Genomic DNA, 15785 nt, shown 5'->3' on the forward strand with positions numbered 1-15785 from the left:
CCGCACAATGTCCGAACCGCAAAGACTGACCGTCTTCTACGACGGCGCCTGCCCGCTGTGCCGGCGCGAGATTGCGTTCTACCGGGGACGGCGCGGGGCGGAGACGGTGACGTGGTGCGACGTCAGCACAGTCGACGCCCCGGAGGTCACCGACGGCCTCTCCCGCGATGCGGCCCTGGCCCGTTTCCATGTGCGCGACGCTTCCGGCAGGCTGATGTCCGGTGGTGCCGCCTTCGCGCGGCTCTGGGAGGAGATGCCCGCCTTTCGCAGCCTTGGCCGGGCCTTCCGCCACCCGCCGCTGCGCTGGCTCATCGACCGCAGCTACGATCTCTTCCTGCACCTGCGCCCCGGCCTGCAGTGGCTGGCGCGGCGGGCTGAAGACGACAGGGCCGAAGACGACAGGGCTGAAGACGGCAGAAGCAGGATCGCCGGCAGCGAGACCGATGGAGCTGTGCGGCCCAAGTGGCTGGTCCGCGACCTGCGCTCCGACCATGCCGGGGAGACGGGGGCGGTCGCGATCTACCGCGGCATCCTTACGGTGACCCGCAACGAAGAGATCCGGCGCTTCGCCGAGGCGCATCTGGAAACCGAACGCCGCCACCTGGCCGACATCGAGGCCGTGCTGCCGCCGCGGGACCGCAGCCGCTGTCTGCCGCTGTGGCGCGTCGCCGGTTTCCTGACCGGGGCGCTGCCCGCGCTCTTCGGGCCGCGGGCCGTCTATGCCACCATCGCCGCCGTGGAAACCTTCGTCGACAGGCACTACGCCGAACAGATCGAGCGCCTGGACCCGGAGGGCGCGCACGCCGCGCTGCGCGCCCTGCTGGAAACTTGCCGCCTGGACGAGGTGCATCACCGCGACGAGGCGCGGGAAGCTCTCGACGCCGAACCCGGCGCGCTGATGACCCTCTGGTGCCGCACCGTCGGCAGCGGCTCGGCCCTGGCGGTCGCCCTTGCCCGGCGGGTGTAAGGCGTGCGGCGGGTGTAAGGCGTGCGGCGGGTTTAGGGCGTGCGGCAGGGGGAGTGCTGTGACCTTGCGGCGTGGTGTGCGGCTCTTGCTCGGGCCGCTGCTGGTTCTTGTAGCGGCCTGTGGCGGTGCCGCCGTATCGGATCAGAGGGCCGTGGCTGACGATTCCCTGGTGATCGACGATTTCGCCGACCCTGGCCTCGTGTCGCGTCTCGGCACGCCGTGGCGCGCGGTGAGCGACCGGGTGATGGGCGGCATCTCAGAAGCCTCCGTCACCCGCGAAGTCGATAACGGATCGGCCTGCCTGCGGCTGAGCGGGGACGTGCGGCTGGAGAACAACGGCGGCTTCGTGCAGGCCGGCCTTGACCTGACGCCGTCCGGCGGGACCTTCGATGCCTCCGCCTATAGCGGCCTGCGCCTGACCGTGCGCGGCAACGGCGAAGGCTACGGCCTGCATCTGCGCAGCGCCGACAACACCCGCCCCTGGCAGTCCTACCGCGCCAGCTTCACGGCGGGCCCGGAGGCGGTGACACTGGAGATTCCCTTCACGGCCTTTCAGCCCCACCGCATCGACAAGCCTCTGGACGTCAGCCGCCTGCGCCGCGTCGGCCTCGTCGCCATCGGCCGTGCCTTTACCGCCGATCTCGCCCTCTGCGCCATCGCGTTTTACCGTTAGGGAATGCGCGATGGGGGATGAGCGCGCAGCACGGATTGCCGTGATCGGGGCCGGTCTCGCCGGGCTGCTCTGCGCCCGCCGTCTACAGGACGCCGGTCTCCATCCGGTTGTCTTCGAGAAGAGCCGCGGTCTCGGCGGCCGGCTGGCCACCCGCCGCGCCGAGGACAACCGCACTTTCGACCACGGTGCCCAATACATCACCGCACGCAATCCCAGCTTCCGCGCCATGCTGGGGCGCGCGCGGCAGGCGGGCAAAGCGGATCTCTGGCGCCCGCGTCTCGCGCCGGGGATGGAGGAGCGCAGCGAGGACTGGCTGGTCGGCGCCCCGGCCATGAACGCCCTGGTCCGCCCCCTGGCCGAGGGGCTCGACATCCGTCAGCAGAGCCAGGTCACGGCGCTGCGCCGCGCGCTCGGCGGCTGGCATCTGGAGGGCGTGGAGGATGAAGCGGGCCGGCCTTTCGACGCCGTGGTCTGCGCGGTGCCGGCGCCGCAGGCGCAGACCCTGGCGGCGGACGAAGCGGCGCTGGTGGAACACCTCGCCGCCGTCCGCATCGCCCCCTGCTGGGCCCTGATGGTGACGTTTTCCGAACTTTTCGATCCCGGCTTCGACGCCTGCCGCCCGGACGGGGAGGCGCTGGCCTGGATCGCGCGCAACAGCTCCAAGCCCGGCCGCGCGGCGGCCCGCGATACCTGGGTGATCCACGCGAGTCCGGACTGGAGCCGCGAGAACCTCGAACTGGAGCGGGAAGAGGCCGCGGCGCGGATCGTCGCGCTGCTGCCGGCTGCGTTCGGGCGCGATCTGCCGCCCATCGACCACGCCGTCGCCCACCGCTGGCGCTATGCCCTCACCACCGCGCCGCTGGGCAGACCCTACCTCGCCACCGGCGACGGCAGCCTGCTCATCGGCGGCGACTGGTGCCTCGGCGCCCGCGTCGAATGCGCCTATGAAAGCGGGGAGGCGATGGCTGCGGCGGTGCTGGAGCGGTTTGGGCTGGAACAGTTAGATGGCTGACCGCCTCGCAGGCACTGATGGCCCGCGGCGAACTCTGGTGCCGGCTGAGGGACTCGAACCCCCGACCCTCTGATTACAAATCAGATGCTCTACCAGCTGAGCTAAGCCGGCCCCGGACGGCGTTGCCTCGGGCAGTCGCGATGGCCTGCGCCGTTCGGCGGCAAGATAGGGCGGGCGGGGCCGCGCCGCAAGGTCGCTGGCCGCCGTGCCGGCGTCGGGCGGACCGCCAGGATGCGCCCATGCAGTGCATGCGGGGCGGCTATGCCGCACTCCGCCGAGGCTTGCCTTGGCTGACGGGGCGGGCTTAAGGTCCGGGAACGCAGGCCTTTCGGCCCCCCGGAAACAGCCGACCAGCAAACAGCCAACCAAACGCGCCACAGCCCGTGGCCGACACCAGGGAGCATCAGCGCCATGTCAGCGGCCCTCTCCATCGAATCCCTCAAGACCCAGGCCCAGGGCCTGTCCTTCCGCAACCAGGCCTTCATCGGCGGCCAGTTCGCCGATGCCGCCTCCGGCAAGACCTTCGACTGCGTCTCGCCTGTCGACGGCAAGGTGCTGACGGCGGTGGCCGCCGGCGACGCGGAAGACGTCGACCGCGCGGTGAAAGCCGCCCGCGCCGCCTTCGAAGACGGCCGCTGGTCGCGCCAGCACCCCGCCAAGCGCAAGAAGGTGCTGCAGCGCTGGGCCGACCTGATCGAGGAGCACGCCACCGAACTGGCGCTGCTGGAAACCCTCGACATGGGCAAGCCGATCGGCGATTCCAGCCGCATCGACATCCCCGCCGTCGCCAACTGCATCCGCTGGTACGGCGAGGCCATCGACAAGATCTACGACGAGGTGGCGCCCACCGGCGACAACGCGGTGGCCATGATGCTGCGCGAGCCGCTGGGCGTCGTCGGCGCCGTGGTGCCGTGGAACTTCCCGCTGCTGATGGCAGCCTGGAAGATGGGCCCGGCGCTGGCGACCGGCAATTCCATGGTGGTGAAGCCGGCCGAGCAGTCGCCGCTGACCGTGATCCGCGCCGCGGAGCTGGCGGTCGAGGCGGGCCTGCCCGAAGGCGTGCTGAACGTCGTCCCCGGCTTCGGCGAGACGGCGGGCCAGGCGCTCGGCCGCCACATGGACGTGGACGCCATCGCCTTCACCGGCTCCGGCGAAGTCGGCAAGCTGTTCATGAAGTACTCCGGCGAGTCCAACATGAAGCGGGTGTCGCTGGAGTGCGGCGGCAAGACCCCCAACATCGTCATGGCCGACGCGCCCGACCTCGACGCCGCGGCGACGGCGGCGGCCTGGGCGATCTTCTTCAACCAGGGCGAAGTCTGCAACGCCGGCTCCCGCCTGCTGGTCGAGGAAAGCGTGAAGGACGAACTGCTGGAGCGCATCATGAAGGTCGGCCAGAAAATGCGAGTCGGCGATCCTCTCGATCCGTCGACCCAGATGGGCGCCATGGTGGACGACACCCAGATGGAGCGGGTGCTGGGCTACATCGAAAAGGGCCGGAGCGAGGGCGCGAAACTGGCCATGGGCGGCGAGCGCATCATGACCGAGACCGGCGGCTACTACATCGCGCCGACGGTCTTCGACGACGTGAAGAACGACATGACCATCGCGCAGGAAGAGATCTTCGGGCCGGTGCTCTCGACCATCAGCTTCTCCGACCCGGAGGAGGCCATCCGCATCGGCAACGACACCATCTACGGCCTTGCCGCCGCGGTCTGGACCAGCGACATCAACAAGGCCCACAAGGCGGCCAAGGCGCTGCGCTCCGGCGTGGTCTGGGTGAACTGCTTCGATGCCGGCGAGATGTCGACCCCCTTCGGCGGCTTCAAGCAGTCCGGCTTCGGCCGCGACAAGTCGCTCCACGCCATGGACAAGTACACCGAAGTGAAGACCGTCTGGATCGAGCTGCACTAGTCGCGACGGCAAGTATCCACGCAGAAGCGGCGGAGCCCTGACGGGCTCCGCCGCTTTTCTTTGTGGCGTCGCCTTTCAGGGGAAAGATTCCCATAGTATTGCCGGGGCGCGAATTCACTCCAGTATCCTTTGCGTAAATGCAGCTTAAGAGGGCGGACTTGCCCCAGGTTTGTCCCAGCGTTGCGGGGCCGCCGCTTCTACATTTTGTCATGTATGGGCAGCGACTCCGCCCGTCTGGTGCAATGCCGGGGAGGCGGGGTCATGAAGGGCAACGATATGAACGTGATTGATTTCCGCGAAGCAGCGGCACGCCAGGGCCTCAAGACGGCATGGCTGGAAGTGGACGACGTGCTCTCGCGCGGCAGCCAGGACCTGGGCCTCGATGAAGACAGCGCCGGCTTCCTGGTGTTGACGGAGGGCGAAGACCTCGACTGAGGTCCGACGGCTCCGTAGACGCGGGCCCCCCGGTTAGAGACGCTTTTCCATGTAGATGCGGTCATAGCCGCCGACGGTCTTGCGCTCGGTCTCGCGGTATCCGCGCTTGGCGTAGATCGCAACGTTCTCCGTCATGACTTCGTGCGTGTAGAGCAGAATGTGGCCGTAGCCACGCCGGCGTGCCTCGTCCTCCGCAAAATCCATCAGGGTCTTTCCGTGGCCGGCCTCCTGGCAGGCCGGGTCGACGGCGATGTTGTCCAGCAGCAGAGACCCGTCGCCTGGCTCCAGGACCAGGATGCCGGCAATGCGTCCCTCCGCTTCCAACACATAGGCCTGCCCGTCCGCAATGCGCCTGGCGTAGTCGTCGAGCATCGGCCCCGGGCGCTTGCCAATCCGCGCGATGTAGGGAGTGTAAGCCGCCGCGACGATGGCCTCGATACGCGCCTGGTCGGCGGCGCGCGCCGGCCGGATGGTGCCGGGGGATGCGGCCATCAGGGATCCGAAGCGCCGCCGTCCAGCGTCATCAGCGGGCCGTAGAGGTCCGGGCGGCGGTCTCGGAACAGGCCCCAGGACGCACGCTGGGCGCGCAGCGCGTCGAGGTCGAAAGTGGCCGTGATGACGGCACGCTCGTGCTCGTTCGCTTCGGCCACCTTGGCGCCGGTTGCGTCGGCGATGAAGGAGGCGCCGTAGAAGGTGATGCCGGCGGCGTCGCCCTCCTCGCGGCCGATGCGGTTGGAGGCGACCAGCGGCGTCAGGTTGGCGGCGGCATGGCCCTGCATGGTGCGCTGCCAGTGGTCCTTCGACTTGAGGTTCGGATCCTGGGGCTCGCTGCCGATGGCCGTGGGATAGAACAGGATCTCCGCGCCCATCAGCGCCATCGCTCGCGCGCACTCCGGGAACCACTGGTCCCAGCAGATGCCGGCGCCCAGGGTGCCGTAACGGGTCTGCCAGACGCGAAAGCCGCTGTCCCCGGGATTGAAATAGAACTTCTCCTGATAGCCCGGGCCGTCCGGGATGTGGGACTTGCGGTAGATGCCGAGGCTGCGGCCGTCGGCGTCGATCATCGCCAGGGAATTGTAGTGGGCGTTGTTGGCGCGCTCGAAGAAGCTGACCGGCAGGACGACATTCAGCTCCGCGGCCAGAGCGCTCATGCGTTCGAGGACCGGATGATCCTCGGCGGGTTGGGCGAGGGCGAAGTACTCCTGCTTCTGGTCGACGCAGAAGTAGGGGGTTTCGAAGAGCTCCTGGATCAGCACCACCTGGGCGCCGCCTGCGGCAGCTTCGCGCACCAGGGCTTCGGCGTTGTCGAGATTGGCCTGACGGTCCCAGTCGCAGGCCATCTGGGTGGCGGCCACCGTAACCTCGCGCATCTTGTGCCCTCCCTTCAGCGCCCGCTCAGCGGATGTTCAGGTCTGCCGCCGTCAGGTCGAGCGCAAGGCGCAGCCGGCGCACCAGTTCGTCGGCTTCCTCGTGCGTCAGGGTGAGGGGCGGGGCCAGCACCATAGCGTCGCCGACGGCCCGCGAGACCACGCCCTTGGCAAAGCAGTGATCGCGGCAGAGGGTGCCGGCGCGCCCGCGCGGCGAGAAGCGGCTGCGGCTGGCCTTGTCGGAGACCAGCTCGACCGCGCCGATGAAGCCGACGCCGCGCACCTCGCCCACCAGGGGATGCTCGGCCAGATCCTGCAGGAGACCCTGCAGGTAGGGCCCGGTGTCGTCACGGACCCGCTCGACCAGCCTTTCCTCCTCCATGATGGCGATGTTCTCCAGCGCCACCGCACAGGCGACCGGATGGCCGGAATAGGTGAAGCCGTGGGCGAACTCGCCGCCCATGGACCAGAGGGTCTCGGCGACCCGGTCGCCGAGCATGACCGCGGAGAGCGGCTGGTAGCCTGACGTGATGCCCTTGGCCAGGGTCATCATGTCCGGCTTGATGTCGAAGCGGTCGCTGCCGAACCAGTGGCCGGTGCGCCCGAAGCCGCAGATCACCTCGTCGGCGATCAATAGGATGTCGTGCTCCCGGCAGATGCGCTGCACTTCCGGCCAGTAGCTTTCCGGCGGAATGATCACGCCGCCCGCCCCCTGAATGGGTTCGCCGATGAAGGCGGCCACGGTTTCCGGGCCCAGTTCCAGGATCTTGTCCTCGATCGCCCTGGCCGCGGCGATGCCGAAGTCCGCCGGGTCCATGTCGCCGCCCCCGGCGAACCAGTAGGGCTGGCGCACGTGGTGGAAGCCGGGCAGCGGCAGGTCGTCGAGTTCGTGCATGGGCTGCATGCCGCCCAGGCTGGCGGCGGCCATTGTGCTGCCGTGGTAACCGTTGGTGCGGCTGATGATGTTGCGCCGCTCCGGCCGGCCCGCCAGCTTCCAGAAGCGCCGGACCATGCGGGCGATGGTGTCGTTGGCTTCCGAGCCGGAGGAAGCGTAGAAGACCCGGCTCAGCCCCTCCGGCGTCAGGGCGGCGAGTTTTTCCGACAGCTCGATGGAGGGTGGCGTCGCCGTCTTGAAGAAGGTGTTGTAGTAGGGCAGGGCCAGCATCTGGTCGTAGGCGGCCTTGGCCAGGCGTTCGCGCCCGTAGCCCACGTTGACGCACCACAGGCCGGACATGCCGTCGAGGATGCGGTTGCCTTCGGAATCCTCCAGCCAGACGCCCTCGGCGCGGGTGATGATCCGGCTGCCGCCTTCCTCGGCGAGGCCCTTGAAGTCGGTGAAGGGATGAAAGTGGTGGCGGCTGTCGGCAGCGCGCCAGACGGCGGTGGAGTTGCGCAGAGCTTGGGTGGACATGACGACAATCCTATTCAGGTCACCAGGGTTGGATCCTCTTCCCGGCGGTGCCGGGCCCCTGGCGGTCTAAGGATTGAAGCCGATCCTTGCGCAGTTCAGCAGCAACTCGGCCAGCCGGCAGCGCAGGGATACGCCGCAGCCGCTGTCCCCGCTCGCTTTCCCGTCTGACCGTCTGGCGCTTGCCATCGTGCTCATGCCGCTGTCCGAAATCCCTGTTCGACAGGCCTCAGCCACCTGCGTCGAGTGCGGATTTTACCAGCCCTAGACATTCAAGAGAAGGTGCTCGCGCTCCCAGGACGAGATGACCTGCTGGTAGGCGTCCAACTCTTCATACTTCACCAGGGTGACGGCCTGAATGAAGAGTGCCCCCAGCACCGGCTTCAGTGCCTTCGTGGAATTGAAGCGTTCCAGCGCATCATAAAGCGTGCGCGGCAGGGTGCGGGCGAGGCGGTAGGCGCTGCCCTCGATGGGCGCGCGTGGCTTCAGGTTTTCCGTCATGCCGAGGAAGCCGCAGGCCAGCGAGGCGGCGATCGCCAGATAGGGGTTGGCGTCGGCGCCGGCCAGACGGTTCTCGACCCGGCGGTTTTCGGGGCCCGAGTTCGGCACCCGCAGGCCGACGGTGCGGTTGTCGTAGCCCCAGTGGGTGTTGATCGGCGCGTCGTAGTCCGGCATCAGCCGGCGGTAGCTGTTCACGTTGGGCGCCAGAAGCGGCATTACCGTCGGCAGGTAGCGCTGCAGGCCGGCGATGTGCTTGCGGAAGAGCGCGGTGTCCTTGCCCGACTTTGTGGCGAAGAGGTTGCGGCCGGTCTTGGCGTCCAGCACCGACTGGTGGACGTGCATGGAACTGCCCGGCTGGCCCTGCATCGGCTTGGCCATGAAGGTGGCGTAGACTTTGCCGCGCAGGCCGGCTTCGCGCACCGCGCGCTTGAAGAGAAAGGCCTGGTCGGCGAGGCGCAGGGCGTCGCCGTGGTTGAAGTTCATCTCCATCTGAGCCGCCCCGCCCTCGTGGGTCAGGGTGTCGATGTCGATGTTCATCGCCTCGCAGAAGTCGTAGACCTCCTCGAAGATCGGATCGAACTCGTTGACCGCGTCCAGGCCGTAGGCCTGGCGGCTGGTCTCGCGGCGCCCGGAGCGGCCGATCGGCGGCTCCAGCGGGTAATCCGGGTCGGTGTTCACGTCGACCAGGAAGAACTCCAACTCCGGGGCCACGGTGGGCATCCACCCCTGCGCGGCGTAGAGTTCCAGGACCTGCTTCAGAATGCGCCGCGGGGCGATCTCCACTGGCTCGTGGCTGAAGTGAAAGGCATCGCAGATGACCTGGGCGGTTGGCTCCTCGTACCAGGGGACGATGCGGATCGTCTCCTCGTCCGGGACCAGGTAGACGTCCTTGGTGGAGGCGCTGACGACGGAACTGGGGTCTTCGGGATAGTCGCCGTTCACGGTCTGGACGAAAACATCCTCCGGTATGCGAAGTCCGTGGCGGCGCATGCCGTCGAGGAACTTCTTGGCCGGCAGGATCTTGCCCCGGGCGATGCCGGCCATGTCCGGCACCAGGCATTCGACCTCGTCGATCCGGTTGTCCTTCAAAAAGGCTTCGATGGCGGAACTCATGATCACCTGCGTGTTGATTTGCGCAAACCGCTAACACGGCCTTCGCGCGACTGGCAAGCGGACCGGGCGGGCTTTGGACTTCGGGGAAGGGCGGTCAGCCGCGTCCCAGCAGTTCGTAAAGAGCGACGGCGGCGGCGTTGGAGATGTTCAGGGACTCGATGGGCGGGCGGGTCGGCAGCCGCACCAGAAGGTCGCAGCGCTCCCGCGTCAGCCGGCGCAGCCCGCTGCCTTCGGCGCCCAGCACCAGGGCCACGGCTTCGGCCGGATCGCTGCCGGCCAGGGACCCGGGGGCCTCGCCGGCGAGGCCGAGACACCAGAAGCCGGCCTCCTTCAGGCTGTCGAGGGCCCGGGCCAGATTGGTGACCTTTATATAGGGAACCACCTCCAGCGCGCCCGAGGCGGACTTGGCCAGGGTGCCGCTCTCCTCCGGCGCGCCCTTGTCCAGGCTGACCACGGCGAGGGCGCCGAAGGCGGCGGCGGAGCGCAGGACGGCCCCCACGTTGTGGGGATCGGTCACCTGGTCCAGCAGCAGGATGACCCGCCGCGCGGCTGCATCCTGTCCGCCGCCGGTGGCGACCTCCTCCAGAAACGGCTGGTCCAGCGGCGCGACCTGGGCCGCCAGGCCCTGGTGGACCGCGCCTTCTGGGAGGAAAGCCTCGATTTCCGGGCGGCTCAGGGTCTCGGCGGCGACCTGTGCGTGGGCCGCGGCGCGCTCCTGGCGCAGGCGCTGTCCCCAGGTCTGGGCCGCTTCCGGGCTGAGCAGCAGCCGCTGGATGCGCCGCCGCGGGTTGGCGAGGGCGGCAAGCACCGGGTGGACGCCGTAGAGCCAGAGGCCGCCGGCGGAGGACGTCCCGGCGCTGCGCCGCCGCGCGGAGTCGCGGCCGGAGGGGGCGGAACGCCCGGTACCCCGGTGTTTGCGGCCGGCGCCGGAGGCGAGCTTGGGCTTGCGTTTGGCCATCTCGAGACCTACTATTTAATAGACAGGCAGCAGCGTTTCTCTGCGCTCCTTTCGACCAGCCGATGAAAATGGTCGGAAAGGGGCGCTATTGCCGTGTTTAGAAGTTGACAGGCTGAATTAAATCAACATATTTCGCAACTCCATCGCACCACCGGTTGCGTCGGCTGGAGGGGTGCCCGAGTGGCTAAAGGGGACGGGCTGTAAACCCGTTGGCTATGCCTACGTTGGTTCGAATCCAACCCCCTCCACCATCAGATCCCTCCGGATGGGATGCGGAGCGCGCAGAGGCTGGGTGCGGGGGCGTTGCGGGTGTAGCTCAGTGGTAGAGCTCCAGCCTTCCAAGCTGGCTACGCGGGTTCGATTCCCGCCACCCGCTCCAGATTCAGAAGAACCGGGCCGCGAAGGGCCCGGGCCGGCATGCAACTCAATGGCGCGCCTGAGACGACGACAGGAACGATAAGGTAATGGCGAAGGAAAAGTTTGAGCGTACGAAGCCGCACTGCAACGTTGGCACGATTGGTCATGTTGACCATGGCAAGACGACGTTGACGGCCGCGATTACGAAGGTTCTTGCGGAGGCTGGCGGGGCTGAGTTTTCGGCTTACGACCAGATTGACAAGGCGCCTGAGGAGAAGGCCCGGGGCATTACGATTTCGACGGCGCATGTGGAGTACGAGACGGCGAACCGTCACTATGCGCATGTGGACTGCCCGGGTCACGCGGACTACGTGAAGAACATGATCACCGGGGCTGCGCAGATGGACGGCGCGATCCTGGTCGTTTCGGCTGCCGACGGTCCGATGCCGCAGACGCGCGAGCACATCCTTCTGGCGCGCCAGGTCGGCGTTCCGGCGATTGTCGTGTTCATGAACAAGGTCGACCAGGTCGACGACGCGGAGCTTCTGGAGCTTGTGGAGTTGGAGATCCGCGAGCTTCTGTCTTCCTACGACTTCCCCGGGGACGACATTCCGATCGTTCAGGGCTCTGCGCTTGCGGCGCTGGAGGACGGCGACGCTGCGATCGGCAAGGAAGCGATCCAGAAGCTCATGGAAGCGGTTGACAGCTACATCCCGCAGCCGGACCGCCCGAAGGACAAGCCGTTCCTGATGCCGATCGAGGACGTTTTCTCGATTTCGGGCCGTGGAACGGTTGTGACGGGTCGTGTTGAGTCTGGGATCGTGAAGGTCGGCGACGAGATTGAGATCGTCGGGATCCGGGAGACGCAGAAGACGACCTGCACGGGCGTCGAGATGTTCCGCAAGCTTCTGGACTCGGGCGAGGCGGGCGACAACATCGGCGCGCTGCTGCGCGGTGTGGGCCGCGAGGACGTTGAGCGGGGCCAGGTTCTGGCCAAGCCGGGCTCGATCACGCCGCACACGAACTTCACGGCGGAGGCCTACATCCTGACGAAGGAAGAGGGCGGCCGCCACACGCCGTTTTTCACCAACTACCGGCCGCAGTTTTACTTCCGCACGACGGACGTGACGGGTGTTGTGACGCTGCCCGAGGGCACGGAGATGGTGATGCCGGGCGACAATGTGTCGATGTCGGTGGAGCTGATCGCGCCGATCGCGATGGACGAGGGCCTGCGCTTCGCCATCCGCGAAGGCGGACGCACCGTCGGCGCCGGCGTCGTCGCCGGGATCAGTAAGTAAGTTTGAAAGTCAGTCGTTAGGTCGTCTGCGGGTTCGCGCTTCCTATATAGAAGTCTGTGGGGAGCGGCAGGCCCGCCGGCGACGCTCCGGAGGTCAGGCGGCCGGGGGCGGGCGCCCTCAAAAAGTGAGGCGCAGTTCAAGAACCCCCAAGCCTGCCACGCGGTGCGAAGGAGTGTAGCTCAATTGGCAGAGCACCGGTCTCCAAAACCGGGGGTTGTGGGTTCGAGTCCCTCCACTCCTGCCAGCGCAGGCGCCGGAGCGGACCAGTTGCAAGCCCAGGGGGCGGGTGGCCGGCAGAAGGCCGGCCCCGGGTCCGCAGGGCAGGCGATGTCGTGGCAGTCAGGACCGCGCTGATCGGCGCGGTTTACGTGTTGTAGGAAACAGAAAAAGCCGATGGCGATGATTAACCCGGCGCAGTTCGTCCGAGAGGTGCTGGGCGAGGTCAAGAAAGTGACCTGGCCCACCAGAAAGGAAACCACGGTCACCACCATCATGGTGCTGATCATGGTGATTCTCGCGGCGATCTTCTTTTTCGTGGTCGACTGGGTGTTGTCCAACGCCGTGCAGCTGGTTCTGGGATTTGGGGGCTGATCCGATGGCAATGCATTGGTATGTCCTGCACGTCTACTCCGGCTTCGAGAAGAAGGTGGCGGAGGCGATCACGGAACAGGCCCGCCAGAAGGGCATGGAAGACCTCTTCGAGCAGGTCCTGGTGCCGACCGAAGAGGTCGTGGAGCTGCGCCGCGGGCAGAAGGTGAATGCCGAGCGCAAGTTCTTTCCCGGCTACGTGCTGCTGCGGATGGAGTTGACCGACGAGTCCTGGCATCTGGTCAAGAACACGCCGAAGGTGACCGGATTCCTGGGCAACCGGAAGCCGACGCCGATCTCCGCGAAGGAGGCCGACCGCATTCTGCGCCAGGTTCAGGAAGGCGTGGAGCGGCCGAAGCCCTCCATCATCTTCGAGATCGGCGAGCAGGTGCGGGTGGCCGACGGCCCCTTCACCTCCTTCAACGGCATGGTCGAGGAGGTCGACGAGGAGCGGGCCCGCCTCAAGGTGGCGGTCTCGATTTTCGGGCGCTCGACACCGGTGGAACTGGAGTACTCGCAGGTCGAGAAGCTGTAACGATTTGTTAACCATTCGGACGGGACTGTCCGAATCTGCGGGAGGCCTTGCCCGACTAAAGTCCACGGGGCCGGGCCGTACCGCAAAACCCTAGACGTATGAAAGGGATAGCAAGTGGCAAAGAAAGTAGCAGGCTACATCAAGCTGGAGATCCCGGCTGGTCAGGCGAACCCCTCGCCGCCGGTGGGTCCCGCGCTTGGTGCCCGCGGCCTGAACATCATGGAGTTCTGCAAGGCCTTCAACGCGGCCACCCAGAACATCGAGCAGGGCGCGCCGACGCCGGTCGTGATCACGGCCTACTCGGACCGCTCCTTCTCCTTCGAGACCAAGACCGCCCCGGCGAGCTACTACCTGCGCAAGGCGGCCAAGGTCTCCAAGGGCTCTTCGGTGCCCAACCGGGACAAGGTGGGCAAGGTCAGCATGGCCCAGGTGCGCGAGATCGCCGAAGCCAAGATGCAGGACCTCAACGCGAACGACATCGACGCCGCCGCCAAGATCATCATGGGCTCGGCGCGCTCGATGGGCATCGAAGTGACGGAGTAAGGCCATGGGATTTCAGGGAAAGCGGCTGAAGTCGGCCTACGACGGGATTGACCGCAAGGCGGTTTACGACGTCGGTGAAGCGGTGAAGCTGATCAAGGAGCGCGCCAAGGCGAAGTTCGACGAGACCATTGAGATCTCGATGAACCTGGGCGTCGACCCGCGCCATGCCGACCAGAACGTGCGCGGCGTCGTGTCGCTGCCACACGGCACCGGCAAGACCGTCCGGGTCGCCGTCTTCGCCAAGGGCCCGAAGGCCGACGAGGCGCGCGAGGCGGGGGCCGACATCGTCGGCGCCGAGGACCTGGCGGAGAAGATCCAGGGCGGCGACATGGATTTCGACCGCTGCATCGCCACGCCGGACATGATGCCGGTGGTGGGGCGCCTGGGTAAGGTGCTGGGCCCGCGCGGCCTGATGCCGAACCCCAAGCTGGGCACGGTGACCGCCGACGTCACCGCGGCGATCCAGGCCGTCAAGGGCGGCCAGGTGGAGTTTCGTGCCGAGAAGGCGGGAATCGTCCATGCCGGCGTCGGCAAGGCAAGCTTTGGCGAAGAAGCCTTGGTCGAGAACGTGAAGGCCTTTGTCGAGGCCATCTCCCGCGCCAAGCCGAGCGGCGCCAAGGGAACCTACATCAAGCGCATCGCCCTCTCCTCCACCATGGGGCCGGGGCTGCGTGTGGAACTGGGCAGCATCCAGGCCTGATCGGGTCTGACTGCCACACAGGAATTCCGGCTGCGGGCCTTTCAGGGTTCGAGGCTGGAGTGGGCGGCGGCAAGCCGTCGTCCGACCTGTCCGAGACTGCAGGTGCTGCTCTCGGATCCGTGCTCGACAAGAGGGCGGTTCCGGGGGCGGTTTAAGCCCCAGCGGGCCTGCATAGACGGGAGCACAGGGTTTCACGGCAGGCGGGGGGATACCCCAGCTTGTCATGAGGCTTGAACTTCCGGGACAGGCGAGCCGGATTGCCGGAGCCTTATGTCCGGTGGTCCTCGTTGAAACCGGAAGGACCGCGATGGTGCGGTCCGACCAACTAGAGCGGAAGTGACTCGTGGACCGATCTCAAAAAGAAGAGCTGGTCGCCAGTCTGCATCGCACGTTCAGCGAGACGACCTTGGTGATCGTCACCCAGCAAAGCGGGATGACGGTGGCCGAGGCTTCGTCGCTGAGGCGTCAGATGCTCGAGGCGGGTGCCAGCTACAAGGTGACGAAGAATCGGCTCACGCGTCTTGCCCTCGAGGGTACGAAGTTCGAAGCGCTGAAGGAGTTGTTCACCGGGCCGACGGCAATTGCCGTTTCGGAGGACCCGGTGGCGGCTGCCAAGGTCTGCGTCTCGTTTGCGAAAGGCAACGAGAAGCTGACCATCGTCGGCGGTGCAATGGGCGAGAACCAGCTTGATCCGGATGCGATCAAGGCTCTTGCCACCCTGCCGTCGCTCGACGAACTGCGCGGAAAGCTGATCGGTGTTCTGCAGGCCCCGGCCACCAAGCTGGCCGGTGTCACGCAGGCCCCCGCGTCTCAGCTTGCCCGCGTGTTCAGCGCTTACGGCTCTGAGGGAGAGGCCGCGTAAGCCTCGTCAACGACGAGAGTTCAAGCCTAGGAGAAAGTAAGACATGGCTGATTTGGATAAACTGGTTGATGAGCTGTCGAAGCTCACCGTCATCGAGGCGGCCGAGCTGGCCAAGAAGCTGGAAGACACCTGGGGTGTCTCCGCGGCGGCTCCGGTGGCTGTGGCCGCCGTTGCCGGTGCGCCGGCCGAAGGCGGTGCTGCGGCGGCCGAGAAGGACGAGTTCGACGTCGTTCTGGCTTCTGCCGGCGACAAGAAGATCAACGTCATCAAAGAGGTTCGCGCCATCACCGGCCTGGGCCTGAAGGAGGCGAAGGATCTGGTCGAAGGTGCGCCGAAGCCCGTCAAGGAAGGCGTCGGCAAAGACGAAGCCGAAGAGCTCAAGAAGAAGCTCGAAGAGGCTGGTGCGTCGGTCGAGCTCAAGTAGCTTGCCCGACCGCACAATCGGAAGACCCGGCCGGCGGGCGCCCCTTGGGCGCGCGCCGCGCCGGCTTTCGGCGTCGCCCCAGGGCTTTCGGGGCTGACGCAGCGTTTTTACCCGCGACCCGGTGTTCGGGCTG

At 66.9% G+C, this 15785-nt stretch carries 17 protein-coding genes and 4 tRNA genes; 15 read left to right on the top strand and 6 right to left on the bottom strand.

Annotated features, from left to right (window positions below):
- Positions 1-7 precede the first annotated feature (7 nt).
- From ACO06P_RS22645 to ACO06P_RS22655, 3 genes are all read left to right on the top strand, one after another.
- Positions 8-967 carry a demethoxyubiquinone hydroxylase family protein gene (locus ACO06P_RS22645; protein WP_420347501.1) on the top strand — a complete coding sequence of 320 codons (960 nt, stop codon included), beginning with the start codon at positions 8-10 and terminating at the stop codon, positions 965-967.
- Positions 968-1118: 151 nt separating this feature from the next.
- Positions 1119-1640, top strand: a complete 522-nt coding sequence (locus tag ACO06P_RS22650; RefSeq protein WP_420347502.1) for a CIA30 family protein — start codon at positions 1119-1121, stop codon at positions 1638-1640.
- A gap of 10 nt (positions 1641-1650) precedes the next feature.
- Positions 1651-2652: an NAD(P)/FAD-dependent oxidoreductase gene (locus tag ACO06P_RS22655; protein ID WP_420347503.1), complete on the top strand. Its 1002-nt coding sequence runs from the start codon at positions 1651-1653 to the stop codon at positions 2650-2652.
- A gap of 35 nt (positions 2653-2687) precedes the next feature.
- On the opposite strand, the gene ACO06P_RS22660 is transcribed toward ACO06P_RS22655, so the two are convergent.
- Positions 2688-2763: transfer RNA gene (locus ACO06P_RS22660), tRNA-Thr, on the bottom strand.
- Positions 2764-3063: 300 nt separating this feature from the next.
- Between ACO06P_RS22660 and ACO06P_RS22665 the strand changes: the two genes are divergently transcribed.
- Together ACO06P_RS22665 and ACO06P_RS22670 are read left to right on the top strand one after the other, a co-directional pair.
- Positions 3064-4563, top strand: a complete 1500-nt coding sequence (locus ACO06P_RS22665) for an aldehyde dehydrogenase (RefSeq protein WP_420347504.1) — start codon at positions 3064-3066, stop codon at positions 4561-4563.
- A gap of 261 nt (positions 4564-4824) precedes the next feature.
- Positions 4825-4998, top strand: a complete 174-nt coding sequence (locus tag ACO06P_RS22670) for a hypothetical protein (protein ID WP_420347505.1) — start codon at positions 4825-4827, stop codon at positions 4996-4998.
- 33 nt (positions 4999-5031) lie between these two features.
- On the opposite strand, the gene ACO06P_RS22675 is transcribed toward ACO06P_RS22670, so the two are convergent.
- From ACO06P_RS22675 to rlmB, 5 genes are all read right to left on the bottom strand, one after another.
- On the bottom strand, positions 5032-5490 hold the full coding sequence (locus tag ACO06P_RS22675) for a GNAT family N-acetyltransferase (RefSeq protein WP_420347506.1): 459 nt from the start codon (positions 5488-5490) through the stop codon (positions 5032-5034).
- Positions 5490-6368: an N-carbamoylputrescine amidase gene (gene aguB / locus ACO06P_RS22680; protein WP_420347507.1), complete on the bottom strand. Its 879-nt coding sequence runs from the start codon at positions 6366-6368 to the stop codon at positions 5490-5492. The genes ACO06P_RS22675 and aguB overlap by 1 nt, the downstream gene beginning before the upstream one ends.
- A gap of 25 nt (positions 6369-6393) precedes the next feature.
- Positions 6394-7776, bottom strand: coding sequence for an aspartate aminotransferase family protein (locus ACO06P_RS22685; protein ID WP_420347508.1), 1383 nt, complete (start codon positions 7774-7776; stop codon positions 6394-6396).
- A gap of 261 nt (positions 7777-8037) precedes the next feature.
- The gene (locus tag ACO06P_RS22690) at positions 8038-9387 is read right to left on the bottom strand and encodes a glutamine synthetase family protein (RefSeq protein WP_420347509.1); all 1350 of its coding nucleotides are present in this window, start codon (positions 9385-9387) and stop codon (positions 8038-8040) included.
- Between the two features lie 94 nt (positions 9388-9481).
- Positions 9482-10345: a 23S rRNA (guanosine(2251)-2'-O)-methyltransferase RlmB gene (gene rlmB / locus ACO06P_RS22695; protein ID WP_420347510.1), complete on the bottom strand. Its 864-nt coding sequence runs from the start codon at positions 10343-10345 to the stop codon at positions 9482-9484.
- A gap of 166 nt (positions 10346-10511) precedes the next feature.
- On the opposite strand from rlmB, the gene ACO06P_RS22700 reads away from it, so the two are divergent.
- From ACO06P_RS22700 to rplL, 10 genes are all read left to right on the top strand, one after another.
- A tRNA-Tyr gene (locus ACO06P_RS22700) sits at positions 10512-10596 on the top strand.
- Positions 10597-10650: 54 nt separating this feature from the next.
- Positions 10651-10724: transfer RNA gene (locus ACO06P_RS22705), tRNA-Gly, on the top strand.
- Positions 10725-10809: 85 nt separating this feature from the next.
- Entirely contained in the window at positions 10810-12000 is a 1191-nt protein-coding gene (gene tuf, locus ACO06P_RS22710; protein WP_420347511.1) for an elongation factor Tu, read from the top strand.
- 168 nt (positions 12001-12168) lie between these two features.
- Positions 12169-12244: transfer RNA gene (locus ACO06P_RS22715), tRNA-Trp, on the top strand.
- A 149-nt stretch (positions 12245-12393) separates the two neighbouring features.
- Positions 12394-12591: a preprotein translocase subunit SecE gene (gene secE / locus ACO06P_RS22720; RefSeq protein WP_420347512.1), complete on the top strand. Its 198-nt coding sequence runs from the start codon at positions 12394-12396 to the stop codon at positions 12589-12591.
- A gap of 4 nt (positions 12592-12595) precedes the next feature.
- A complete protein-coding gene (gene nusG, locus ACO06P_RS22725; protein WP_420347513.1) occupies positions 12596-13123 on the top strand; it encodes a transcription termination/antitermination protein NusG in 528 nt (175 codons plus the stop codon).
- Positions 13124-13237: 114 nt separating this feature from the next.
- Positions 13238-13666, top strand: a complete 429-nt coding sequence (gene rplK, locus ACO06P_RS22730) for a 50S ribosomal protein L11 (protein WP_420347514.1) — start codon at positions 13238-13240, stop codon at positions 13664-13666.
- Positions 13667-13670: 4 nt separating this feature from the next.
- Positions 13671-14366, top strand: a complete 696-nt coding sequence (rplA, locus tag ACO06P_RS22735) for a 50S ribosomal protein L1 (protein ID WP_420347515.1) — start codon at positions 13671-13673, stop codon at positions 14364-14366.
- Between the two features lie 343 nt (positions 14367-14709).
- Entirely contained in the window at positions 14710-15228 is a 519-nt protein-coding gene (gene rplJ, locus ACO06P_RS22740) for a 50S ribosomal protein L10 (RefSeq protein WP_420347516.1), read from the top strand.
- A gap of 43 nt (positions 15229-15271) precedes the next feature.
- A complete protein-coding gene (rplL, locus tag ACO06P_RS22745; RefSeq protein WP_420347517.1) occupies positions 15272-15652 on the top strand; it encodes a 50S ribosomal protein L7/L12 in 381 nt (126 codons plus the stop codon).
- The last annotated feature ends 133 nt before the right edge of the window (positions 15653-15785 follow it).

The organism is Pelagibius sp. (assembly GCF_965227505.1).
Taxonomy (GTDB): domain Bacteria; phylum Pseudomonadota; class Alphaproteobacteria; order Kiloniellales; family Kiloniellaceae; genus Pelagibius.